At 67.0% G+C, this 23,845-nt stretch carries 24 protein-coding genes; 19 read left to right on the top strand and 5 right to left on the bottom strand.

The window, feature by feature from the left end:
• Positions 1 to 7: 7 nt before the first annotated feature.
• From AC1M0F_RS02025 to AC1M0F_RS02015, 3 genes are all read right to left on the bottom strand, one after another.
• Positions 8 to 694 carry a phosphatase PAP2 family protein gene (locus tag AC1M0F_RS02025; protein WP_480236537.1) on the bottom strand — a complete coding sequence of 229 codons (687 nt, stop codon included), beginning with the start codon at positions 692 to 694 and terminating at the stop codon, positions 8 to 10.
• A gap of 171 nt (positions 695 to 865) precedes the next feature.
• Positions 866 to 2,095, bottom strand: a complete 1,230-nt coding sequence (locus AC1M0F_RS02020; RefSeq protein WP_480236536.1) for a DUF349 domain-containing protein — start codon at positions 2,093 to 2,095, stop codon at positions 866 to 868.
• Positions 2,096 to 2,182: 87 nt separating this feature from the next.
• The gene (locus AC1M0F_RS02015; protein ID WP_480236535.1) at positions 2,183 to 2,977 is read right to left on the bottom strand and encodes a peptidylprolyl isomerase; all 795 of its coding nucleotides are present in this window, start codon (positions 2,975 to 2,977) and stop codon (positions 2,183 to 2,185) included.
• Between the two features lie 148 nt (positions 2,978 to 3,125).
• Between AC1M0F_RS02015 and AC1M0F_RS02010 the strand changes: the two genes are divergently transcribed.
• The 12 genes from AC1M0F_RS02010 (at position 3,126) to AC1M0F_RS01955 (ending at position 16,462) form a co-directional block, all read left to right on the top strand.
• Positions 3,126 to 4,079 (top strand): siderophore-interacting protein, encoded by a 954-nt coding sequence (locus tag AC1M0F_RS02010; RefSeq protein WP_480236534.1) that lies wholly within the window; start codon positions 3,126 to 3,128, stop codon positions 4,077 to 4,079.
• Positions 4,079 to 5,119 (top strand): FecCD family ABC transporter permease, encoded by a 1,041-nt coding sequence (locus tag AC1M0F_RS02005; RefSeq protein ID WP_480236533.1) that lies wholly within the window; start codon positions 4,079 to 4,081, stop codon positions 5,117 to 5,119. Before AC1M0F_RS02010 ends, AC1M0F_RS02005 begins: the two co-directional genes overlap by 1 nt.
• Positions 5,119 to 6,165: a FecCD family ABC transporter permease gene (locus AC1M0F_RS02000; protein ID WP_480236532.1), complete on the top strand. Its 1,047-nt coding sequence runs from the start codon at positions 5,119 to 5,121 to the stop codon at positions 6,163 to 6,165. Before AC1M0F_RS02005 ends, AC1M0F_RS02000 begins: the two co-directional genes overlap by 1 nt.
• Positions 6,162 to 7,001 (top strand): ABC transporter ATP-binding protein, encoded by an 840-nt coding sequence (locus AC1M0F_RS01995; RefSeq protein ID WP_480236531.1) that lies wholly within the window; start codon positions 6,162 to 6,164, stop codon positions 6,999 to 7,001. The genes AC1M0F_RS02000 and AC1M0F_RS01995 overlap by 4 nt, the downstream gene beginning before the upstream one ends.
• Positions 7,002 to 7,047: 46 nt before the next feature.
• Positions 7,048 to 8,070, top strand: coding sequence for an iron-siderophore ABC transporter substrate-binding protein (locus tag AC1M0F_RS01990; RefSeq protein WP_480236530.1), 1,023 nt, complete (start codon positions 7,048 to 7,050; stop codon positions 8,068 to 8,070).
• Between the two features lie 64 nt (positions 8,071 to 8,134).
• Positions 8,135 to 9,583 (top strand): replication-associated recombination protein A, encoded by a 1,449-nt coding sequence (locus tag AC1M0F_RS01985; protein ID WP_480236529.1) that lies wholly within the window; start codon positions 8,135 to 8,137, stop codon positions 9,581 to 9,583.
• A 406-nt stretch (positions 9,584 to 9,989) separates the two neighbouring features.
• On the top strand, positions 9,990 to 10,619 hold the full coding sequence (rpsD, locus tag AC1M0F_RS01980; RefSeq protein ID WP_480236528.1) for a 30S ribosomal protein S4: 630 nt from the start codon (positions 9,990 to 9,992) through the stop codon (positions 10,617 to 10,619).
• Between the two features lie 142 nt (positions 10,620 to 10,761).
• Positions 10,762 to 10,995, top strand: coding sequence for a hypothetical protein (locus AC1M0F_RS01975; protein ID WP_480236527.1), 234 nt, complete (start codon positions 10,762 to 10,764; stop codon positions 10,993 to 10,995).
• 40 nt (positions 10,996 to 11,035) lie between these two features.
• Positions 11,036 to 13,690 (top strand): alanine--tRNA ligase, encoded by a 2,655-nt coding sequence (gene alaS, locus AC1M0F_RS01970; protein WP_480236526.1) that lies wholly within the window; start codon positions 11,036 to 11,038, stop codon positions 13,688 to 13,690.
• A 14-nt stretch (positions 13,691 to 13,704) separates the two neighbouring features.
• Entirely contained in the window at positions 13,705 to 14,181 is a 477-nt protein-coding gene (gene ruvX, locus AC1M0F_RS01965; protein WP_480236525.1) for a Holliday junction resolvase RuvX, read from the top strand.
• A complete protein-coding gene (gene mltG, locus AC1M0F_RS01960; RefSeq protein ID WP_480236524.1) occupies positions 14,178 to 15,599 on the top strand; it encodes an endolytic transglycosylase MltG in 1,422 nt (473 codons plus the stop codon). The genes ruvX and mltG overlap by 4 nt, the downstream gene beginning before the upstream one ends.
• Positions 15,599 to 16,462 carry a shikimate dehydrogenase gene (locus tag AC1M0F_RS01955; protein WP_480236523.1) on the top strand — a complete coding sequence of 288 codons (864 nt, stop codon included), beginning with the start codon at positions 15,599 to 15,601 and terminating at the stop codon, positions 16,460 to 16,462. Before mltG ends, AC1M0F_RS01955 begins: the two co-directional genes overlap by 1 nt.
• A 21-nt stretch (positions 16,463 to 16,483) precedes the next feature.
• Here the strand turns inward: AC1M0F_RS01955 and AC1M0F_RS01950 are convergent, their stop codons facing one another.
• The gene (locus AC1M0F_RS01950; RefSeq protein ID WP_480236522.1) at positions 16,484 to 17,215 is read right to left on the bottom strand and encodes an SDR family oxidoreductase; all 732 of its coding nucleotides are present in this window, start codon (positions 17,213 to 17,215) and stop codon (positions 16,484 to 16,486) included.
• Positions 17,216 to 17,309: 94 nt separating this feature from the next.
• Between AC1M0F_RS01950 and aroC the strand changes: the two genes are divergently transcribed.
• The 7 genes from aroC to AC1M0F_RS01915 all read left to right on the top strand — a co-directional run bounded on the left by aroC (position 17,310) and on the right by AC1M0F_RS01915 (position 22,418).
• On the top strand, positions 17,310 to 18,521 hold the full coding sequence (gene aroC, locus AC1M0F_RS01945; RefSeq protein ID WP_480236521.1) for a chorismate synthase: 1,212 nt from the start codon (positions 17,310 to 17,312) through the stop codon (positions 18,519 to 18,521).
• A complete protein-coding gene (locus AC1M0F_RS01940) occupies positions 18,518 to 19,030 on the top strand; it encodes a shikimate kinase (RefSeq protein WP_480236520.1) in 513 nt (170 codons plus the stop codon). The genes aroC and AC1M0F_RS01940 overlap by 4 nt, the downstream gene beginning before the upstream one ends.
• Complete coding sequence (gene aroB, locus AC1M0F_RS01935; protein ID WP_480236519.1) at positions 19,027 to 20,103, top strand: 3-dehydroquinate synthase; 1,077 nt, start codon at positions 19,027 to 19,029, stop codon at positions 20,101 to 20,103. Before AC1M0F_RS01940 ends, aroB begins: the two co-directional genes overlap by 4 nt.
• Before the next feature lie 3 nt (positions 20,104 to 20,106).
• Positions 20,107 to 20,544, top strand: coding sequence for a type II 3-dehydroquinate dehydratase (locus AC1M0F_RS01930; RefSeq protein WP_480236518.1), 438 nt, complete (start codon positions 20,107 to 20,109; stop codon positions 20,542 to 20,544).
• A 95-nt stretch (positions 20,545 to 20,639) separates the two neighbouring features.
• Positions 20,640 to 21,203 carry an elongation factor P gene (gene efp, locus AC1M0F_RS01925; RefSeq protein WP_480236517.1) on the top strand — a complete coding sequence of 188 codons (564 nt, stop codon included), beginning with the start codon at positions 20,640 to 20,642 and terminating at the stop codon, positions 21,201 to 21,203.
• Entirely contained in the window at positions 21,203 to 21,616 is a 414-nt protein-coding gene (nusB, locus tag AC1M0F_RS01920) for a transcription antitermination factor NusB (RefSeq protein WP_480236516.1), read from the top strand. Before efp ends, nusB begins: the two co-directional genes overlap by 1 nt.
• 109 nt (positions 21,617 to 21,725) lie before the next feature.
• Entirely contained in the window at positions 21,726 to 22,418 is a 693-nt protein-coding gene (locus AC1M0F_RS01915; protein ID WP_480236515.1) for a peptidoglycan DD-metalloendopeptidase family protein, read from the top strand.
• 4 nt (positions 22,419 to 22,422) lie between these two features.
• Here the strand turns inward: AC1M0F_RS01915 and AC1M0F_RS01910 are convergent, their stop codons facing one another.
• Positions 22,423 to 23,565, bottom strand: coding sequence for an NAD(P)-binding domain-containing protein (locus AC1M0F_RS01910; RefSeq protein WP_480237345.1), 1,143 nt, complete (start codon positions 23,563 to 23,565; stop codon positions 22,423 to 22,425).
• Between the last annotated feature and the right edge of the window lie 280 nt (positions 23,566 to 23,845).

Genomic DNA, 23,845 nt, shown 5'->3' with positions numbered 1-23,845 from the left:
TGCCGGCTCAGGATGCGGGTTCCGAGGCCGCCCGTCGGCTCCGGATGGTCTCGATGCCGTACCAGACCACTGTGCCCGCGATCACGCCGAGCAGGGCGCCCGCGATCACATCGGTGAGCCAGTGGGCTTGGAGATACGTCCGGCTCCACGCCATGACGATCACCCATAGAGCACCCAGGAGCCAGACGAGCCAGTGACGCAGGACGAGTCCGAGGACCACCGCAACGGTCGCGGCCATCGCCGTGTGCCCTGAGGGGAACGAGGTGGGAACGGACTCCGCGAGCGAGCCCTCCGGCCTGGTGCGAGCAACCACCGCCGCGAGAGGCGCGGCCAGAGCCACTGATGCCACCATCGCCGCCGCGACGATGAGGGCGACGAGCTTCCACCGCAGGTACAGCAGAGTGCCGACGAGAACCAGTCCGATGATGAGCATCGAGATCGGCCCGCCGATGACGGCGGGGATCCAGGCCAGCACGAGCCCGGTCTCCGTCCTCTGGTCGAGCATCAGCTCGCTCCACCACCGGTCGAGGGGCTCGGCGACGTACGACTGGCCGTAGCTGACGGCGGCCACGATCGCGAAGAGGACGACGGCCGCCGCGCACGCGATGAGCGCGAGCCGTCGTGTGCGGTCGGAGGGGGCGGCAGGCGGCTCGATCCGCCTGGACGAGCCTGATTCACGGACGGATGATGCCATCGGTCGACTCCCTGCGATCTGCCTGCGCTCGGGCCGGGTCAGCACGTGCAGGTGGAAACTGTATCGCGTGCGTCGACGATTGCGGGCGAGGCGTGCGCGTTCGCCACCGCAAAAGTACGACGTCCCGCTGTGCGGTGCACAGCGGGACGTCGAATGGTAGGAACGTGGGAATCAGGACAGGGCGTTGAGCCAGAGCTTCCTGGCCTCGAGTGCGTCGGTGGCTTCGGCGATCTTCGCCTTGTCGCCGGATGCCTTCGCATCTTCGAGTTCGCTCTCGAGCTTCGCGATGGCGGCGTTCAGCTGGCCTGCGAGCCCCTCGGTGCGTGCCTTCGTCTCGGGGTTGTTGCGCTTCCAGTGATCGTCGTCGAGCGTGCGGAGGTGCTGCTCGACCTTGCGGAGGCGGTCCTCGACGTTCTTGACCTGGTCACGCGGGACCTTGCCGATCTCGTCCCAGCGACGCTGGATGCCGGCAAGAGCCGAACGGAGCTTGTCACGGTCGTTCTCAGACAGCAGCGGCTCTGCCTCGGCGAGGAGTTCGAGCTTCTGCTCGAGGTTCCCCTGGAATTCGGCGTTGTCGCGGGCATCCACCTCGGACTTGGCGGCATAGATCGCGTCGCCCGCAGCCTTGAAACGTGCCCAGAGAGCGTCATCGTGTCGCTTGCCTGCCCGGCCCGACTGCTTCCATTCGTCGAGCAGGGCACGGTAACCGGGGATGCCGTCGGCGCCCTTCTCGATGAGGGCTTCGGCCTTCTCGATCAGCGCCTGCTTGCGGGTCTTCGCATCGCGGTGAACCGAGTCGAGTTCGGCGAAGAATGCCCGCCGATTCTGTTCGATGGTCGACTTCGCTGCACGGAATCGCTTCCAGAGGTCGTTCGCCTCGCCCTTGGGAAGCTTCGGACCCTCCTGCTGGTGGGTCTGCCACTGCGCGAACAGAGCGTTGATCTGCTCGGTGGTGTTCTTCCACTGCGCCTTCGCCGGGTCCTGGGCCGCGAGTTTCTCGGCCTCTTCGACGATCGCCGTCCGGGCGGCAAGTGCCTCGGCCACTGCGGCCTTCGCCTCTTCGCCCTGCTGTTCGGTCAGTTCGCCGACGGTCGTATCGAGAGCGGCCACCCTGGTCTTGAGGCTGGCGAGGTCGCCGACGGCGTTGGCTCCCTCGAGGTTCGTGGCAAGGTGCGCCACAGCCTTGGCGACGTCTGCGGCCGGTGCGCCGCGCTTCACACGCTGCTCGAGCAGGGTCACCTGGCCGGCGAGGTCGACATACTTGCGTTCGAAGTAGGCAAGAGCCTCTTCTGCGGTTCCGTCAGGGTACTGGCCCACTTCGCGCCAGTCCTCGCCCTCGCGGACGAAGACGGCGCCGGACTCGTCGACGCGGCCCCATGGTTGCTGGTCTGAATTGGACACGTGCCTCACCTTGCTGTGGGTGTCGCACTCACGTGCGACCGGAAACTCTGCTCAAGCCTATTACCTCGGCGCGTGCGCCCGGCAAGGCTATTCGACGACGACGCCGGTGATCGATACGGGAATGGCAGGAGCGCCGTCAGAGGCACCGTCCGCGACACCCTTGTCCGTCACCTGGGCCTTCAGTTCGTCGAGTCCGCTCGTGACCGTTCCGAGCACGGTGTAACCGCCGGCGGAGTCCGCAGGGATGGTCGTGTCCTCATAGACGATGAAGAACTGGCTGCCCATGCTGTAGCCGTTCTCGCTCTGCCTGGCCATGGCGATCGTCCCTGCCGGGTACACGTTGTCTGCAGGTGCGTTCTCGACGGGGCCGTAGCTGTAGCCGGGGCCGCCGCTTCCGTCACCCTCCGGGTCGCCACACTGCAGCACGAAGAATCCACCACTGGTGAGGCGGTGGCAGGGGATGCCGCTGTAGAAGTCGCTCTGGGCGAGCGAGATGAAGGACGAAACACCCTGCGGAGCCGCTGCGCCGTCGAGTTCGATTCCGAGCGGGACATCGTTCACCGTGAGCGTTCCTGTCCAGGTTCGGCCCTCGGCGAGTTCGGCATCGGGGACATTGCCGACATTCTCGCCGGCGGGAGCGGTCTCGGTGGGCTCAGGCGTAGCGGTCGGCGTCGCGACGGGCGTTCCTGGTCCTGACGTGAAGTAGGCCAGCTGTGCGAACGTCGCACCCGCAACGACCACGACGATCGCGATGCTCGCGATCCAGTTGTCGCGCACCCGACGGCGGATCCGGAATTCGTGCATGGCTTGCCGGGCCTTGTAACCCTTGAGACGCTCGCGGTTCTCGCGAGCGGCACGGTCGTCGGTCTTGCTGGGTGCCACGTGGATCCTCCATGGGTGCCTGTGCGCAATCGCGCGGGAGAGGAGCCTGCGGCTTCCTCACCCTGATGAACTTTACGGTCACCGGCTGGTACCCGCCAAATGCCGGAGCGAGCTGGGGCGTTTAGGTAAGGCATGCCATACTTAGGCAATGCTTACCCTGAGCCCCGTTCCCGTCAAGGACTCGCGCCCCGCGTATCGTCCGTTCCGGGTCACCGTCGCCCGCGTGCAACCCCTGACTCCGCACTTCATCCGGGTGACCTTCACCGGGGACGAACTCGGCGCGTTCGGGGTGGACCGCCTCGACCAGCGGATGAAGATCGTGTTCCCGCTCGAGGGAAGAGGTATCAGCGACTTCGGCTCCGACGACCCTGCGACGATCGCCGACGGCTCCTGGTACTCCCGCTGGCGCGGCCTTCCGGACGCCGAACGCAACCCGTTCCGCACCTACACGGTCCGCGGTGTCCGGCCTGAAGCGCGCGAGGTCGACGTCGACATGGTCGCCCACGGTGACGGCGGGCCTGCGTCGCGCTGGCTGAACCGCGCCGAACCCGGCCAGGAGGTCGTCCTCATCGGACCGGATTCGCAGAGCATCGACTCGGCCGTCGGTATCGACTGGCACCCAGGCGACGCACGCTGCGTACTGCTTGTCGGCGACGAGACCGCGGCGCCCGCCATCTGCAGCGTGATCGAATCGTTGCCTGCGGGTCGCACCGCCAGGGCGTTCATCGAAGTGCCGGCCGAATCGGACATCCTGCCGCTCGACGTGCCGCCCGGCTCGGAGGTGACCTGGCTGGCCAGGAACGACGCCGCGATCGGAGGCATCCTCGATCCTGCCGTCCGCGAATGGGTTGCCGCGAACCGGCACCTCTACCGCGCCGCCCTCTCGTCGACCGCCCAGCAGCTCGACGACGTCGACGTCGACCGCGAACTGATCTGGGATTCGCCCGAGGCCCAGGACACCGGAGACTTCTACGCCTGGCTCGCTGGCGAGGCATCCGTGATCAAGACGCTGCGTCGGTTCCTGGTCAGCGAGACCGGCATCGATCGCAAACGGATCGCATTCATGGGCTACTGGCGCACCGGGAAAGCCGAAGCTCAGTAATGACGACAGCCCTCGTGGCGGCGACAGCGCCACCGGTGAGGTCACGGAGTCGTCGTCGGATCGGGCTGGTCGTCTCTGTCGGCCTGCTCATACTGGTGCTCGTCCTGAGCCTGACCCTCGGCACCCGGGTCACCTCCATCGACAGCGTCTTCGGTGCGTTGTTCGACCCGGTGGCCGGGAACAACGATCACCTCGTGATCCGCGAGCTCCGGGTGCCCCGCACGATCATCGGGCTCGTCGTCGGAGCTGCCCTCGCTCTCGCGGGCACACTCATGCAGGGGATCACCCGCAACCCGCTGGCGGATCCCGGGCTGCTCGGGGTCAACGCGGGAGCATCCCTCTTCGTCGTGCTGGCCATCGCCCTGTTCGGCGTCACCGACCCGTCCGGATACATCTGGTTCGCCTTCGCCGGCGCGGCCGCAGCTGCAGCGATCGTCTATGCGGTCGGCACACTGGGGCGTGAGGGCGCGACACCGGTGAAGCTCGCCCTCGCGGGAACGGCGCTCACTGCCGGGCTCACGTCGATCATCACCCTGCTACTCATCACCGACATCGACACCTTGAGCAGTTACCGGTTCTGGTCGGTCGGTTCCCTGGTCAATCGCGACCTCGACACCGTGGCCGCCCTCCTTCCGTTCCTGGTCGTTGGCGCGATACTTGCCTTCGCCATCGGATCGACCCTCAACGTGCTGTCGCTCGGCGACGACCTCGCCAGGGGACTCGGGCAGGGCGTGGGGTTATCCCGAGCGATCGCCGCGGTCTCGATCGTGCTGCTGTGCGGCGCCGCAACGGCTCTTGCCGGTCCGATCGTCTTCGTCGGACTGGTGATCCCGCATCTCGTCCGCCCGTTCACCGGGCCGGACTATCGGTGGATCCTGGCCTACTCGGCGGTGCTGGGGCCGGTCCTGCTCGTCGCCGCCGACGTCGTCGGCCGGCTCCTCAGCTACCCGAGCGAGATCGAGGCGGGGCTCGTGGTCGCCGTGATCGGCGCTCCGGTCCTCATCGTGATCGTTCGCCGGTCGAAGACGGCCGGCCTGTGATGACGTCGACCCCACAGGCAACGCTGCCCGCTCCGCTCGCGACCCACGGGAACCCGACTCGCGAACGCTGGGTCGTCGGGATCCTTGCCGTCATCGCGCTGCTCATCGCCGCGCTCAGTGTGGCGGTGGGCGCGTACACTCTGGCGCTGCCCGACCTGGTGATGACGCTGCTCGGACAGGGCGCAGGCAGTGACAACGTCATCGTCTTCCGGCTCCGCCTGCCGCGGGTGGTGCTCGGGATGCTGGCAGGCGCGGCCTTCGGGATCGCCGGGGCGCTGTTCCAGACCCTGTTGAGGAACGACCTGGCCAGCCCGGACATCATCGGCATCTCCGGAGGAGCGAGCGTGTCAGCCGCGACCGCCATCCTGATCTTCGGCGCGAGCGGCGCCGCCGTCTCCCTCAGCGCTTTCCTCGGCGCCCTGGTCGTCGCTGCGGCGATCTACCTCCTCGCCTGGCGTGACGGGGTGAGCGGCTATCGCTTCGTCCTCATCGGGGTGGGTGTCGCGTTCCTCGTCCAGGCTGCCCTCGGCTACCTCCTCACCCGCGGAGACGTGCGGGAGGTGTCACAGGCACTCGTCTGGATGGTCGGCGGGGTCGGCGGAGCCGAGTGGTCGGAGATCGCGGTGCTCGCGATCGGGCTCGCCGTCCTGCTGCCTGTCGTAGCGGTCCTGTCAGCCCGGTTGCGCATCCTCCAGCTCGGCGACGACGCGGCCGGTGGCCTCGGAGTTCCCGTGGAACGGACCCGGCTCGTCCTGCTCGTCGTCGCTGTCGCCCTGTGTGCCGTCGCGACGGCATTCGTCGGCCCGATCGCGTTCGTGGCCTTCGTCTCTGCCCCGATCGCACGTCGCATCGTCGGACACGGCTCGCTTGCGCTCGTCCCCAGCGCCCTCGTCGGAGTGGTCCTCGTGCTCAGCGCCGACTTCGTCGCCCAGCATGCACTCCCCGGCGAACTTCAGGTTCCCGCCGGCATCATCACGGGCATCATCGGTGCCCCCTACCTGCTGTGGCTGCTCGCCACCGCCGACCGAGGAGGCCGCGGCGCATGACCGGGAACCAGACACCCAGCCAGGCGAAGCCCGGCCACGACATCGAGGCGGCAGGACTCGGCCTCTCCTACGACGGCCGCGACGTGATCGCGGGCCTCGACCTCTCGATCCCTGACGGTGAAGTCACCGTCATCGTCGGCGCCAATGCGTGCGGCAAATCGACCTTCCTGCGCGGCGTGGCCAGGCTGCTCCGCCCTACAGCCGGCACCGTTCACCTGGACGGCCGCAACATCTCCACCTACCCGGCCAAGGAGTTCGCACGGGTCGTCGGCATCCTTCCGCAGTCGCCCATCGCGCCTGACGGCATCACCGTCGCCGATCTCGTCGGCAGGGGCCGGCATCCCCATCAGGGCCTGTTCCGGCAGTGGTCGAGTGCGGATCAGTCGATCGTTGCCGAAGCGATGGAAGCGACGTCGACCACCGAGCTGGCCGACCGACGGGTGGAGGAGCTCTCCGGCGGACAGCGCCAGCGGGTCTGGATCGCCATGGCCCTCGCCCAGGACACCGACATCCTGCTCCTCGATGAACCGACGACGTTCCTCGACGTGACCCACCAGATCGACGTTCTCGACCTGCTCGCCGAGCTCAACCGCACCAGGCGCTCGACGATCGTGATGGTTCTCCATGATCTCAATCTCGCCGCGCGGTACGCCGACCACCTCGTCGTGATGGCGAATGGAGCGGTCCTCGCCAACGGCGCGCCTGCAGACATCCTCACCTCCGACCTCGTTCAGCGGGCGTTCGGCCTCGAGTCGCAGATCATCGCCGACCCCGTCTGCGGGTCACCCATGGTCATCCCCATCGGACGATTCCACCGTCCCGCCGAATCGGCTTAGGATAGGCTTACCTAAACATTCCCCTCCCGACGAACCTGGAGACCCTGTGTCCTACCGACCCCGACTCGCGTTGATCGCGACAGCCGCCGTCACCGTCCTCGCCCTCAGCGGGTGTGCCACATCGAACGACGACGCCGAGACCCCTGCGGCCCAGAGCGACTCGGGCGCATACCCCGTGTCGATCGCCCACGCCTTCGGCGAGACCGAGATCGAAGAAGCACCCGAACGCGTCGTCACCCTCGGGTGGGGATCGACGGATGCCGCCATCGCGGTCGGCGTCGTCCCCGTCGGCATGGAGGCCCAGAGCTACGGCGGAGACGAGAACGGTGTCCTCCCGTGGGTGGCCGACGCTCTCGACGACCTCGGAGCCGAGACCCCCGCCGTCATCCCGTCCACGGTCGAGGAACCGGCATACGAGCAGATCGCCGAGCAGGCACCCGACCTGATCCTGGCCGTGTACTCGGGCATCACCGAGGAACAGTTCGACCTCCTCAGCGAGATCGCACCGACCGTCGCATACCCGGATGCCCCATGGTCGACCCCGTGGACCGAGGTCGTCACCACGGTCGGCAAGGCGCTCGGCAAGACCGCCGAGGCTGAAGCAGTCCTCGACGACATCGCGACAGTCACCGCCGAGCAGGCCGAAGCGCACCCCGAACTCGAGGGCAAGACGGTCGCGGCCGTCGCTGACTCCGGCGGCAAGTTCTACGTGTACAAGGCAGCAGACTCCCGCGTCGACTTCCTCTTCGATCTCGGCCTCGTCGACGCTCCGGCCGTCGAGGAACTCGCGAACGGTGACTCGAGCTTCTACTACGAGCTCAGCTACGAGGAACTCGACAAGCTCGACAGCGACATCCTGGTGAGCTACTCGGACACCCAGGAAGCAGCGGACACGTTCCTGTCCTCGAGCTACGCGCAGACCATCCCTGCCGTCGCGAACGGCTCGGTGGCATCCGTCGTCGGTGTCGAGCTCATCGCCGCCGTTTCCCCGCCGAGCGCTCTCTCGCTGACCTGGGGGATCGAAGACTACGTCGCGATCCTCTCCACGGCAGCGACCGCAGCCGAGTAGAAACACCAGGCACTGGCCGCATCCGCCGACAGCAACTGTCGGCGGGTGCGGCTAGCCTTGCATCATGGCAAACACGACAGCGGCGCTGCAATCGGGCAGCGTCCCGCTCGCCGTGCGGATGCGCCCCAAGAGCCTCGACGAGGTCGCCGGCCAGAAGCACCTGCTCAAGCCCGGTTCACCTCTCGTCAGCCTCGCCACAAGCAAGTCGGGCGACAAAGGCTCGGTCTCCGTGATCCTGTGGGGTCCACCAGGCACGGGCAAGACAACGATCGCCCAGTCGATCGCCCACAGCTCCGGTCGCCGCTTCGTCGAACTCTCCGCCGTCTCCGCAGGCGTGCGCGACGTCAGACAGGTCATGGACGAAGCGATGACCAGCCGCGACCTGTACGGCCTCTCCACCGTTCTGTTCCTCGATGAGATCCACCGTTTCACGAAGGCGCAGCAGGATGCCCTTCTCCCCGGCGTCGAGAACGGCTGGGTGATCCTCGTCGCAGCGACGACCGAGAACCCGTCGTTCTCGGTGATCTCGCCCCTTCTCTCGCGGTCGCTCCTGCTCACACTCGAGCAGCTCACCGATGACGACCTCCGTATCGTGCTCGACAGGGCCATCGACGACCCCAGGGGCCTCGGAGGTCGATTCGAAGTCACCGATGACGCGCGAGACACGATCATCCGCCTCGCCTCAGGCGACGCCCGCCGCGCACTCACCGCCCTCGAAGCGGCATCCGTCAGCGCCGATTCACTCAGCGCCGATTCACTCAGCGCCGATTCACTCAGCTCGGACGCTGCGGCTGAGCCTGCGACCGAATCCGACGAATCAGATGAGCGCGACGAGGAGGCCGCCCCTGCGCAGACCGCCGAGGCCCAACGACCGCGGATCACCGCAGACGTCGTCTCGTCTGCGGTCGACCGTGCCCTGCTGCGGTACGACAGGAACGGAGACGAGCACTACGACGTCATCAGTGCGTTCATCAAGTCCATCCGCGGCTCAGACGTCGACGCGGCGCTGCACTACCTCGCGCGCATGATCGAGGCGGGGGAAGACCCGCGGTTCATCTCGCGCCGGATCATCGTCTCGGCCTCTGAAGACATCGGCATGGCCGACCCCCAGGCCCTGCTCATCGCCGTCGCCGCTGCAGACGCCGTCCAGTTCATCGGCATGCCCGAGGGCAGGATCCCGCTGGCCGAGGCGGTCGTCTACCTGGCCACAGCAGCGAAGTCGAACGCCTCATACGTCGCTATCGACCAGGCCATCGCCGACGTGCGGGCAGGCAACTTCGGCCGCGTCCCCAAGCCGATGCGCGACGCCCACTACGCAGGAGCGAAGCGCCTCGGCCACGGCAAGGGCTACCGCTACCCGCATGACGCCGACCTCGGCGTGGTCGAACAGCAGTACCTGCCCGACGAGTTGCGGGGCGTGCGCTACTACCAGCCCACCCAGCACGGCAACGAGCGGGATGTCTCGTCCCGCCTGGCGAAGCTGCTGCGCATCGTGCGCGGCGGGCGCAGCTGACCGATTCCTCGTGCCGGGCTCCGAGGGGCGCCGCGCTGCGCTTCTTCACGTGCTCACCACTTCCGGACGCACTCACTCGGCGTATCGGGTGAGCACGTCCGGAACAGGTGAACGGGCGCCCGATGGCATCACTTCCGGACGAAAGCACCCCGGGCTCCTGGTGCCCTCGACCGCAACGGGAACCTTCGCGCGACACTGCCTGGGGCGCGCGGCAGACCGCGTTCGTGTCAGGCCCACCCGTGTTAGGATTGTTGCTGGCCTAGGCCCGGTTTGAATGTATGGCTGCACTGAATCGGGTTGACGGACATGTTCTTTAGCCGAACTGTTCCGGCTCACCCCTCTTACTTTCCGGTCGCACTTCTGTGCGTCGGCATCACATTGTCAGAGATTCCATCGAAAGGAACCCGTGTCTACCAAGTCACGTACCCGTAGCAAGACCCGCCTCTCGCGGTCACTGGGCATCGCCCTGACCCCGAAGGCTGCAAAGTACCTTGAAAAGCGCCCGTATGCTCCCGGTGAGCACGGCCGCACCAAGCGCAAGACCGACTCCGACTACGCCGTGCGTCTTCGCGAGAAGCAGCGTCTGCGCGCCCAGTACGGCATCCGCGAGAAGCAGCTGAAGATCGCCTTCGAAGAGGCTCGCCGTACCCAGGGCCTGACCGGTGAGAACCTGGTCGAGCTCCTCGAAATGCGTCTCGACGCGCTCGTGCTGCGTGCAGGCATCGCCCGCACCACCGCACAGGCCCGCCAGATGGTCGTGCACCGTCACATCCTCGTCGACGGCCAGCTCGTCGACCGCCCGTCCTTCCGCGTGAAGCCGGGTCAGCTCATCCACGTCAAGGCCAAGAGCGAAGGCACCGAGCCTTTCCAGGTTGCAGCCGCAGGCGGACACGTCGATGTCCTGCCCAAGGTTCCCGCCTACCTCGAGGTCGAACTCGACAAGCTGCAGGCACGCCTCGTGCGCCGCCCGAAGCGTGCAGAGGTCCCGGTGACCTGTGAAGTCCAGTTCGTTGTGGAGTACTACGCAGCTCGCTAAGCACTGCTTATCGAACGGACGGGGTCGCGGCATCTGCCGCGGCCCCGTTCGTCGTACCGGCAGCGTTCGGCTGGTCAACAGGCTCACCCGATAGGATGAATAGCTTGGAAGCATCCGCCCCACAGTTACAGGAGGAGCCCCTATGAAGAACCTGCTCTGGTTGATCGCAGGCATCGGTGCCGGCTTTGTCGTCGCCCACGAAGTCAACAAGACCCAGCGCGGCAAGGAGTTCTTCGCCGACCTGGACCAGAAACTGCGCGAGTTCAGCGAGACCGTCGCCGACGCATACAAGGAGCGCGAAGCCGAGCTCCGCGACAAGATCGACGACCTCGCCCGTGATGCCGAAGACGCTCTCGGCGACCTCAACAAGAACTGACCGCTGCGCCCAGGCGCACCCTCGACCTTCGAACGGACCCATGAAGACCGCTGATATTCGCCAGCGCTGGCTCGATTTCTTCGCCGAGCGCGGCCACACCGTCGTCCCCTCAGCCTCCCTGGTCTCAGACGACCCGTCGCTGCTCTTCACCGTCGCGGGAATGGTTCCGTTCGTTCCTTACCTCACCGGTCTCGTCCCAGCGCCGTACCCGCGCGCAACGAGCGTCCAGAAGTGCATCCGCACCAACGACATCGAAGAGGTCGGGAAGACCCCGCGACACGGCACGTTCTTCCAGATGTCCGGGAACTTCTCCTTCGGCGACTATTTCAAGGAGGGGGCGATCGCGTACGCGTGGGAGTTGCTCACCTCCTCGGAGAGCGACGGCGGCTACGGGTTCGACGAGAAGGACCTCTGGGTCACCGTCTACAAGGACGACGACGAGGCCATCGCGCTGTGGAAGAAGGTCGCCGGCCTGCCGGAGGAACGGATCCAGCGTCTCGACAAGGACACCAACTACTGGCACACCGGCCAGCCCGGCCCGGCCGGTCCGTGCTCGGAGATCTTCTTCGACCGCGGCCCCGCGTACGGCGCAGACGGCGGACCGGCGACGGATGACGACAGGTACGTCGAAATCTGGAACCTCGTCTTCATGCAGTACCTGATCGGCGACGTCCGCTCGAAGACAGACTTCCAGATCGTCCAGGAACTGCCGAAGAAGAACATCGACACCGGCATGGGACTCGAACGTGTCGCGTTCCTCAAGCAGGGCGTCGAGAACATGTACGAGATCGACCAGGTCAGGCCTGTCCTCGACCGCGCGGCCGCTTTGTCGGGGAAGCGCTACGGCTCCGACCACACCGACGACGTGAGGATGCGCGTCATCGCCGACCACGTGCGCAGCTCACTCATGCTCATGAGCGACGGCGTCTCGCCGTCCAACGAAGGCCGTGGCTACATTCTCCGCCGCCTGATGCGCCGCACGGTGCGTGCCATGCGCCTGCTCGGCGTCGACGGCGCGTCGTTCCCCGAACTCTTCGCCGCATCCCGCGACGCAATGAAGTCCGCATACCCGGAAGTCGAGCACGACTACAACCGGATCTCCCAGGCCGCCTTCGGCGAGGAGGAGACCTTCCTGCGCACGCTGGCAGGCGGAACCACGATCCTCGACCTCGCGGTCACGAAGACGAAGGACACCGGGAGCAGCAGGCTCCCGGGCGACACCGCGTTCCTGCTCCACGACACCTACGGCTTCCCGATCGACCTCACCCTCGAGATCGCTGAAGAAGCAGGCCTCTCCGTCGACCGCCCGGCATTCGACGCGCTCATGGCGAACCAGCGCTCGCTCGCGAAGGCCGACGCAAAAGCGAAGAAGACGGCACTCGCCGATCTCTCCGTCTACAGCGCATTCCGGGCACAGGGCGAGACAGTCTTCACCGGATACACCGACCTCGAAACGGAATCCCGTGTGCTCGGGCTCATCGTCGGCGGCCACTCGGTCACCACGGCGGTCGCCGGGGACATCGCCGAAGTGATCCTCGCCGAGACGTCGCTCTACGCGGAGTCCGGTGGCCAGGAGTCCGACCAGGGCCTCATCGTCGGACCGGGCTACGAGCTCGAAGTGCTCGACGTGCAGAAGCCGGTCAAGGGTCTCATCAGCCACAAGGTGCAGGTGTCGCGCGGCGAGGTCGGAGTCGGGGACATCGCTCGAAGCGTCGTCGACGCCGACTACCGGCGTGGCGCAAAACAGGCCCACTCGGGAACCCACATCATCCACGCCGCGCTGCGCCAGATCCTGGGCCCCAACGCGCACCAGTCCGGTTCGTACAACAAGGCCGGCTACCTGCGACTCGACTTCTCCTGGAACCAGGGACTGTCCCAGGAGACGCGGTCTGAGATCGAAGAGGTCTCGAACAACGCCATCAGGGACAACCTCGAGGTCGTCACCCGTGAGCTCCCGCTCGACGAGGCGAAGTCGCTCGGCGCCATGGCCCTGTTCGGCGAGAAGTACGGCGATGTCGTGCGTGTCGTCGACATCGGGGGACCGTGGTCTCGCGAACTCTGCGCAGGAACACACGTGTCGTCGAGTGCCGAGATCGGGATGATCAACCTCGTGAGTGAGTCCAGCGTCGGATCGACCAACCGTCGCGTCGAATCGCTCGTCGGGCTCGACGCGTTCCGTGACCTGGCTGCCGAGCGCGCCATCGTGTCGCAGCTCACCTCATCTCTGAAGACTCCGCGTGAGCAGCTGCCCGACCGGATCGCCGAGCTCGTCGCGAACCTCAAGTCGGCCGAGAAGAAGATCCAGTCGTTCGAGGCGCGTGTGCTCTCAGAACGTATTCCTGCCCTGGTGTCGACGGTCCGGCCGGGTGCGATCCGCACCGTGGCTGAATCGGTCGGCGTCCTCGGTTCGCAGGACGACCTGCGATCGCTCGTGACCGGTGTGCGCGAACGGCTGGGTTCCGACCCATCGGTCGTCGCCCTCGCCGCGACCGTCAACGACCGTCCGATCGTCATCGTCGCCACGAACGACGCCTCCCGTGCCCTCGGCGCGAAGGCCGGCCAGCTCGCCCGAACCGCCGCAGGCGTCCTCGGCGGAGGCGGAGGCGGCAAGGACGACCTCGCCCAGGGTGGCGGGTCAGATTCCGCCGCGATCCCAGCAGCGCTGTCCGCCATCGTCGACGCGGTCACGCGCTGACGGTGGGAACCGACATGCGCGCAGGTGTCCGCATCGGCATCGACGTCGGAACGGCTCGCATCGGCGTCTCCCGTTCTGACGCCCATGCGATGCTGGCGACGCCGATCGAGACCGTCCCGCGGGCCTCGAGCGGCGACTCAGACATCCGCCGCATTCTCGAGATCGCCGGCGAACTCGAGCCGATCGAGATCGTCGTGGGGCTGCCCCTCGCACTCTCCGGGCGACGGACGGCGTCGACAGAGGATGCAGCCGGTTTCGCGGCAACGCTTGCAACTGCATCCGGTATCCCGGTACGCATGGTCGACGAACGACTGTCGACCGTGTCCGCCCACTCGGCGCTGCGGAGCTCTGGCAAGAAACAGAAGGGCTCTCGCACCGTCATCGACCAGGTCGCGGCCGTCATCATCCTGCAGCACGCCCTCGATGCGGAACGCGGCAGCGCGTTCCCCCCTGGCACACTCGTCAGCCCGAATGAAGGAACACAGGAGTGACTGAACAGACGCCACGCGATGACGCGTTCGACGCCGTATTCGGGTCAAACGGCCGGGACCAGGACGTCGAGTCCACGCCGGACCCCGCCGTCGAATCCACCTCGTCCACCTCTCCCGCCGGCGATGACTCTGCCTTCGTGACGGACCCGTCACCCGTCTCCGCGGCTGCCGATGCCCCGCTGTCACGGCGTGAGGCTCGTGAACAGGCGGGCAGAACGGCCGTTCCGCCGACTGAGTCGACGGCGGACGTCTCTCCGGCTGTCGGAGCGACCGAGCCGACTGAGCCCGACGCACGAGGCCGCGACCGCGCGTCGCGACGCTCCGCCGCCCCGGACTACCCGCCACGTGAAAAGAAGAAGAAGTCCGGCTGGATCGCCGCCGTCGTCGTGCTCGTCCTCCTCGCCGGGATCGGTGGGGGAGGTCTGTACGTCTGGAACACCTTCGAGCCGCAGATCCGCTCCGTCATGGGCTGGGAAGAGCCCAACGACTACGAGGGCTCAGGCAGCGGTGAGGTCATGGTCTCGATCGCCGCAGGCGACGACGGATCGGACATCGCCAGGACGCTGAAGAACAGCGGCGTGACGAAGACGACCGAAGCGTTCTACGACCTGCTCCTCACCCAGGACGCCGAACCGGTCTTCCACCCGGGCGTCTACCAGCTCGCGAAGAAGATGAGCGCACAGTCGGCACTCGATGCGCTGCTCGACCCTGACAACAAGATCGAGCGGACGGTGCTCCTGCGTGAAGGTATCACCGGCGCCGAGATCATCGAAGAGCTGTCAGCGGGAACCGAGATCCCCGTCGAGGAGTTCGAGGCGGCGGTCGCCGATCCCACGCAGTACGGGATCCCCGCCACAGCGGTCTCCATCGAAGGCTGGCTGTTCCCTGCGCTCTACACATTCGACCCGGGGCTGACCGCCGAGCAGATCATCCAGGTGCTCGTCGACAGGACGATCAGCTCGCTCGACTCCGCCGCCGTGCCGGCCGAGGACCGCGAACGCATCCTCACCATCGCTTCGATCATCCAGCGGGAGGCGCGGCTCGACGAGGACTTCTACAAGGTCAGCCGAGTCATCCAGAACCGGCTCGACGTCGACATGAAGCTCGAGATGGACTCGACGGCCCAGTACGCTGACACGACGAAGTCCGGCTCGGTCTGGTCTACAAAGGAAGCCCTCGAGTCCGACAACCCGTGGAACACCTACAAGCGCACCGGGCTGCCGATCGGGCCGATCGCCAGTCCGGGCGACGCCGCGATCGCCGCAGCCATGGCGCCGGCAGACGGCAGCTGGCTGTTCTTCGTCACGGTGAACCTCGACACCGGCGAGACCGTGTTCACGAACACGATCGAGGAACATGAAGCGGCCGTCGCGCAACTCCGCTCCTGGTGCGACGCGAACCCGGGCAAAGGCTGCTGATGACCGAACGCCTCGCCGTGTTCGGTTCACCGATCGCCCACTCGAAGTCGCCCGTCCTGCACAGCACCGCGTATCGGCACATCGGCGTCGACTGGGAATACGACTCACGGGAGGTGGGCGCCGCCGAGCTGCCCGGGGCGCTCGCTGACCTCGACGACACGTGGCGCGGACTGTCGCTGACGATGCCCCTGAAATCCGCCGCATTCGACCTGGCAGACACCCGGGACGCCATCGCGAAACTCACTGGCGCCGTGAACACATTGCGGTTCACCGACACAGGGACCGGCAGGCGACTGTCCGGCTACAACACAGACGTCACCGGCATCCTCCGCGCCCTGGCAACGCTCGACGTCACCGAAGCCGCTCAGGTGCACATTCTCGGCGGAGGTTCCACAGCGGCAAGCGCCGTCGTCGCCGCGGCCGAGCTCGGCGCCCTGAACGTGTCGATCGTGACCCGCTCGCCGGAGAAATCCGCCGGCCTCGTCGACCTCGGCCACCGTGCAGGGCTCACCGTCGAGCTGGTCGGATTCGATACGATCGCGGGGCTCCCGACTCCTCAACTCGTCGTCAGCACCCTGCCGGGCGGATCGAACGCCCCCGTCAGATACCCGGCCCGAGTGATGGCAGAGTCTGCGCTGCTCGATGTCGCGTACGACCCGTGGCCGAGTGCTCTCGCCTCCGGGTGGGAGAACGCCGGCGGAACGGTCGCCAACGGCCTGTCCATGCTCGTGCACCAGGCGCTCGTCCAGGTCCGCATCTTCGCGTTCGACGACCCGTTCCAGCCGCTCGACGACGAGGATGCCGTGCTGGCGGCCATGCTGGCATCCGTCGGTCTCGACAATCGGGGCATCCCGATCGCCTGACCACCAGACCGTCGCGTTTGCTCAGCGCTTGCGCGCCGTGAGGAATTCGTCGAACGTGATGGAACCGGTCGGGAGTCCGCTGGTCACGTTTCTTCCCTCGCGCAACGCGCGGAATGTCCCGCCGGGCAGCCGAAGCGGCACCTGGTGCCTGTGCTGCCCCTCTGCCCGCTGCCACGCGCTGGCGAATTCGTGCGCCGGCCTGACCTCAGGACCGCCGAAGTCAGGCACGCGGCCGGCGGGCTCGGCGACAGCGAGGCCGGCGAGAACATCGGCCACCTCCGAGACCTCGACCGGCTGAACGGACACAGCGGGGACGACGAGCAGTGGCACCTTTCGCTGGGCGTCGAAGATCCCGGCGACGAGGGTGTGGAACTGCGTGGCGCGGAGGATCGTGAACGGCAGCCCGCTGCCGGAGATCACGGCCTCGGCCTGGAGCTTCCGCCGGTAATAGCTGAACGGGATCCTGTCGACGCCGACGATGGAGATGTAGACCAGATGCGGGTTTCCGGAGGAACGAGCCGCGTGGACCAGGTTCTTCGTGGCGCTGACGTCGCCGCGACCGGTCGCACAGTGCACGATGACGTCGACTCCGGTGACCGCTGGTCCGATCCCGAGATTCTTGCGCAGGTCGCCGGTCACCACTCCAGCTTTCGCTGAGCGGCTGAGGACACGGGCGATGTGACCGGCCGATCGCAACCGGTCGACGACGATCGAGCCGAGGGTCCCTGTGCCTCCTGTGACGAGAACCTCCATGCGCTGCCGCCCTTCCCTGCTCCGTGTCGGGGTCCTTCCTGCAGGCTAGCGCCCCGCGTCAGAGCGGGGCCAGCCGCTGTGGAAGGATAGAGCCATGCTTCGTTGGCTCACTGCCGGAGAGTCTCACGGCCCGGAACTCATTGCAATCGTCGAGGGCCTGCCCGCCGGCGTCCCCGTCTCCCTCGACGCGATCCGCGCCGATCTGGCCCGCCGCAAGCTGGGCTACGGCCGCGGATCCCGGATGAAGTTCGAGCAGGACGAACTGAACGTCTCCGGGGGAGTGCGCCACGGCTTTACTCTCGGCAGCCCCGTCGCCATCCGCATCGGCAACACCGAGTGGCCCAAGTGGGTCGAGGTGATGAACCCGGAGCCCGTCGAGGAGACCGAGAAGTCCCGCGGCCGCAGCGCGCCGCTGACCCGACCACGGCCAGGTCACGCCGACCTCGTCGGCATGCAGAAGTACAACTTCGACGAAGCACGGCCGATCCTCGAACGGGCGAGTGCACGCGAGACCGCAGCGCGCGTCGCTCTCGGAGCCGTCGCGCGTTCCTTCCTCGCCGAGCTCGGGATCACCCTCGTCAGCCACACGCTCTCGATCGGTCCCGTCCGCGTTCCCGAAGGTACTGCACTGCCGACCCCTGCCGACGTCGACCTGCTCGACGCGGATCCGCTGCGGTGCTTCGACCCCGCCACGTCGGAGCGCATGGTTGCAGAAGTCGACGACGCCAAGAAGGACGGTGACACCCTCGGCGGCGTCGTCGAGGTGCTCGCATACGGGCTCCCGCCAGGGCTCGGGTCCCACGTGCACTGGGACCGGCGCCTCGACGGCCAGCTCGCACACGCTCTCATGGGCATCCAGGCCATCAAGGGGGTCGAGGTCGGCGACGGTTTCCTCACCACCACCCGTCGCGGTTCGGCCGCACACGACGAGTTGTTCGCCATCGGCGACAGGATCGTCCGCTCAAGCGACAAAGCCGGAGGAACCGAGGGCGGCATGAGCACGGGCACCGTCCTTCGTGTGCGTGCCGGCATGAAACCGATCGCGACGGTACCGCACTCGTTGCGCACCATCGACGTCGCCACTGGCGAGGCCGCAGGTGCGCACCACCAGCGTTCGGACGTCTGCGCCGTTCCTGCAGCCGGTGTGGTGGCCGAAGCCATGGTCGCACTCGTGCTCGCGAACTCGGTCCTCGAGAAGTTCGGCGGAGACGCCATCGAGGAGACGAAGCGCAACCTGGACTCCTACATCGCCGCGATCCCCGAGGGTCTTCGGACCGCGACGGAATCCACTCCAGAACCTCAGTGAGCGAGCAGGCGAAACCGCTTCCCCTCGTCCTGATCGGACCGATGGGGGCCGGTAAGACCAAGATCGGCCGCCGTGTCGCCCGGTCACTCTCCGTGCCGTTCATCGACACGGACAAGAGGATCGTCGCCGACCACGGGCCGATCACGGAGATCTTCGCCCTTCACGGCGAACCGGAGTTCCGCCGCCTCGAACGCATCGCCGTTGCCGACGCTTTGAAGGAACCTGCCGTGGTCTCCCTCGGCGGCGGCGCAGTGATCGACCCCGACACGCAAGCCGAACTCGACGGTCTCACCGTCGTGCTGCTCACGGTGACCGCTGAGGCCGTGGCCGCACGGATCCGGACCGACAAGCGACCGCTCCTCAAGGACGGCACGGGCGACTGGCAGCGCATCTACGAGGAACGCCGGCCGACGTACGAACGGCTGGCCACCATCACATTCGACACGTCGCGCGAGCCGATCGAGAACATCGCCGACAGAATCGCCGACTGGGCGAAAGGACACGCATGACGGACATCACCACCATCGAGGTCACAGGAACCGACGCGTACAACGTCGAGGTGGGACGCGGCATCCTCGACCGGATCCCGGTCGCCCTGGGCGACCAGGTGGCGAAGATCCTCCTCGTCCACCCTCCGACGCTCGGCGCACGGGCCGAGAAGCTGCGTGAGAGCCTCTCGGATCGATACCAGGTCCTCCTCGCTGAGATCCCGGATGCCGAGACCGGCAAACGGGTCGAGGTCGCGGCCTTCTGCTGGCAGATCATGGGACAGGCCGACTTCACCCGGACGGATGCCGTCATCGGCTTCGGTGGGGGAGCGACCACCGATGTCGCCGGGTTCGTCGCAGCGACCTGGCTGCGCGGCGTCCGCCTCGTGCAGGTGCCGACGTCTGTGGCAGGAATGGTCGACGCAGCCATCGGCGGCAAGACCGGCATCAACACCAACGAGGGCAAGAACCTCGTCGGTTCCTTCTACGCTCCCGCCGGCGTCGTCGTCGACCTCGATCTGCTCTCCACCTTGCCGAAGAACGAGATCCTCGCCGGATTCGCCGAGATCGTGAAGTGCGGGTTCATCGCAGAGCCCGAGATCCTCGACCTCATCGAGGCAGACGTCGACGTCGTCACCGACCCGACCACTGACGCGTTCCGCCGGGTCGTCGAACTGTCCATCGCCCTCAAGGCGCGAGTGGTCAGCGAGGACTTCAAGGAGGGCGGCGTGCGCGAGATCCTCAACTACGGGCACACCCTCGGCCACGCCATCGAGCACGCCGAGCGCTACCAGTGGCGTCACGGTGCCGCTGTCGCCGTCGGCATGATGTTCGCAGCAGAGCTGTCCAGGCTGGCCGGCCGCCTGCCGGACGCCGTGGCAGACCGGCACCGCAGCATCCTCGATTCCCTGTCCCTCCCCACCGAGTACCCGCTCGGGCGCTGGAACACGCTCCTGGCGACCATGCAGCGCGACAAGAAGGCGCGGGCGGGGATGCTCCGCTTCATCGTCCTCGACGACCTGGCCAAGCCGACCGTCCTCGCCGGCCCTGAGACATCGCTGCTCTTCGCGGCGTACCAGGAAGTAGGCTCCTGAACCATGACTCGGATCTTCGTTTTCAACGGCCCGAACCTCGGTCGCCTCGGCTCCCGTGAACCAGACGTCTACGGAAGCGGCAGCCTCGACGACCTGCGCGTCATCCTCGAAGCGGACGCGCCCGATGGGGTCACCATCGATCTCCGCCAGACCAACGACGAGGCCGAGCTCATCGGCTGGATGTACGAGGCCGTCGACACCGGTTCGCCCGTCATCCTCAACCCTGCCGCTTTCACCCACTACAGCTACGCCCTGAGGGATGCCGCAGCGCTCGTCACCAAGGCCGGCCTGCCGCTCGTCGAGGTGCACATCACCAACCCGCACACCCGGGAGACGTTCAGGCACACCAGCGTGATCTCCGGTGTGGCGACGGGCATCATCGCAGGCTTCGGTTTCGACTCGTACCGGCTGGCGCTGTCGGCCGTCACCCTCCCACGCTGAGCGGTGCCTTTGGCGCCTCGACGCGCTGCGGGTAAACTCCTTGGGACGGCCCCGTCGGGCCGAACCTCTTCCCACTGAAACGGAACCCCCTCTTCATGGCATCTACCGCCGACATCAAGAATGGAATCGTCCTCAACATCGACGGCCAGCTCTGGAACGTCATCGAATTCCAGCACGTCAAGCCGGGCAAGGGCGGCGCGTTCGTCCGCACCAAGCTCAAGAACGTCGTCTCGGGCAAGACCGTCGACCGCACGTACAACGCGGGCACCAAGATCGAGATCGAGAACGTCGACCGCCGCGACTTCACCTACCTGTACAACGACGGTGAAGCGTTCGTCTTCATGGACACCGCTGACTACGACCAGCTCACCGTCCCGGCCACCGTCGTCGGAGACGCCGCCAACTTCATGCTGGAGAACCAGTCGGTCACTGTCGCCCTCAACAACGGCAACCCGCTCTACGTCGAGCTTCCGGCATCCGTCGTCCTCGAGATCACGTACACCGAGCCTGGCCTGCAGGGCGACCGTTCGACCGGCGGCACCAAGCCCGCCACCGTCGAGACCGGCTATGAGATCCAGGTCCCGCTGTTCCTCGAGCAGGGCACCAAGGTCAAGGTGGACACCCGCACCGGTGACTACATGGGCCGCGTCAACGACTAGTGAGCGCCCGTAGCAAGGCCCGCAAACGGGCCATCGACATCCTCTATGGTGCCGACCTTCGCGAACTTCCGCTTCGCGACGCCCTGACCGTCGAAGCGCAGCGTGCGGCGAGCGAGCCGCAGCGCGAAGCGTCCTGGCTCTACGCCAGGGACATCGTCGACGGCATCATCGACAACTCCGAGGAGATCGACGAGCAGATCGAGACGTACGCGCAGGGCTGGAGCCTCGCGCGGATGCCCGCCGTCGACCGCGCGATCCTGCGCATCGGCGTGTGGGAGATCCTGTTCAACGATGAGATCCCGGCGGCTGTCGCGATCGATGAGGCCGTCGAGTCAGCCAAGACGCTGTCGACGGACGATTCAGCCGGCTTCGTGAACGGCCTTCTCGGCAAGATCTCGCAGGCCAACGGCTAGAGCACATCCTCCGGACGCCCGCCCCCCTCGCACCTCCGTGCGAGTCGGCGGGCGTTCCGTCGACATGGGGCATTCACCCCAGCGGCGGCCGGGACTACGCTCTTGGGCCATGGCCCACTCGCTCGAGAACCCCGTCACCGTGACGTTCCCCCTCCGCGGGGAAGGCTGGATGGCCGTCACGACGCCTGCAACCAGAGTGCCGAGCCACGGCACAGACATGCTCGGACAGCGATACGCGTTCGACCTGGTCAGGGTCGACCGGCGAAGGGGAGTGCACGTCGACCCGGGTGGCACCGCTCGCGGCCTCGTTCTCGGGACGAAGACGCGCGACTGCTACGCATGGGGTGCCTCTGTCCACGCACCGTTCGACGGTGACGTCGTGCGCGCCGTCGACGGCTTCCCCGAGCGGAAATGGATCCACCCGGTCGCCGAGATCCTCCGCATGGTCAGGAACGCCGTCACGTTCACGCCTGAGCGCCTGCCCAGCATCCTCGGCAACCACGTGATCCTGCGCTCAGGCGCCCTGTTCGCCGGGTTCGCCCATCTCGCGCCGGGGACGGTCGCGGTGATTCCCGGTCAGCGTGTGGCATCCGGAGATCTCCTCGGGAGGGTCGGGCACACCGGAAATTCGACCTCACCACACCTGCACTTCCAACTGATGGACTCGCCAGACCTGATGACGGCGAACGGCATCGCCTGCGCGTTCAGCGGGTACGAGGTGGAACGGGACGGCCGGTGGGAGGCCGTGACGGACGGCATCCCGGCCCGTCGCGAACGGATCCGGTCGACCGAGCCGGACTGACGGGTCAGCCCGCGAGCCGCGCGGCCGGTGCGGCGTCGAGCATGCGGACGATTCCGGTGACCGCTGCGCGTCCGGCCCGGTTCGCGCCGATGGTCGACGACGACGGGCCGTAGCCGACGAGGTGGACGCGCGGCTCTGCGGCGACGGACGTGCCGTCCATGACGATTCCGCCGCCAGGCACACGGAGGTGAAGCGGCGAGAGGTGGTCGAGTGCCGCACGGAACCCGGTAGCCCAGAGGATCACGTCCGCACGCTCGAACGAGCCGTCCGCGTGCCGGACCCCGTCGGCCTCGATCGCGGTGAACATCGGATGCCGGTCGAGGACACCGCGAGCGGCAGCGGCGCGCAGGACCGGCGTCCAGATCAGGCCGGTGACGGACACCACGCTCTGCGGGGGCAGGCCCTGCTTCACCCGTTCCTCGACGAGGGCGACGGCGGCATGGCCGGCCGCGTCGTCGAAGACGTCGTCGCGCCAGACGGGTTCGCGGCGGGTGAACCACGTCGTCGTGGCGACGGTGGATATCTCATCGAGGAGTTGTACCGCCGAGATTCCTCCGCCGACGACGAGCACGTGCTGCCCGGTGAACTCATCGGCTGAGACATAGTCGGCGACGTGGAGCTGGCGTCCCCGGAACGTCGATTGCCCGGGGTAGAGCGGCCAGAACGGGCGGGTCCATGTGCCGGTGGCGTTGATCACGGCGCGGGCGGACCAGGTGCCGGCATCCGATTCGACGCGCAGCCTGCCGTGCGGGTCGTCGTCCTCCCTGAAGACTCCTGACACCCGCACAGGGCGGACGATGGCGAGCGAGAGTTCCCGCTCGTAGTCCCCGAAATAGCCGGTGAGGAACTCCGAACTCGGCTGATCGGGGTCGACATCGGGCTTCGCGATTCCCGGAAGGTCGCTGATGCCGTTGACCGTGGCCATCACGAGGCTCTTCCAGCGGTGGCGCCAGGCTCCGCCAGGGCCGTCTTCGGCGTCGAGGACGACGTAGGTCCTGGCCGACGTACCCGTCGGTGCGTTCGCCGCGGGTACGAAGCCTCGCCGCTGCAGGTGATACGCCGCCGAGAGGCCCGCCTGCCCCGCACCGATGACGACGACGTCGGCCGGTGCGGGTTGGGCTGCTGGTGCGGGGGAGTCGACGGTCACGGTGAGGTGTAACGCCGCGCGCACCCCAGTCCTTCCCGCTGCGGATGCCGCAAAGGCTCCGCAGGAGATCGCACGGTTTGCAGGAGACTTTCGGTACTTCAGTCCTGATAAACGTGCGATCTCCTGTTATTCCGACGCGGGCTCGGTATGCGGCGCCCTGCGCATGGGCGCTACCCGACTGGCGAGGGTTGCGAGCGGAGGCGGGTAGGCACGCCCGCTGGTAGGGTGGACGAAACCGACAACCTTTAAAGCCGCCCAGAGAGACGGAGAAGGGAGTCAG

The sequence above is a fragment of the Mycetocola sp. Y719 genome (genome assembly GCF_056713205.1).
The sequence above is the reverse complement of the archived record's forward strand: the minus strand, read 5'-3'. Positions and strand labels throughout refer to the sequence as shown.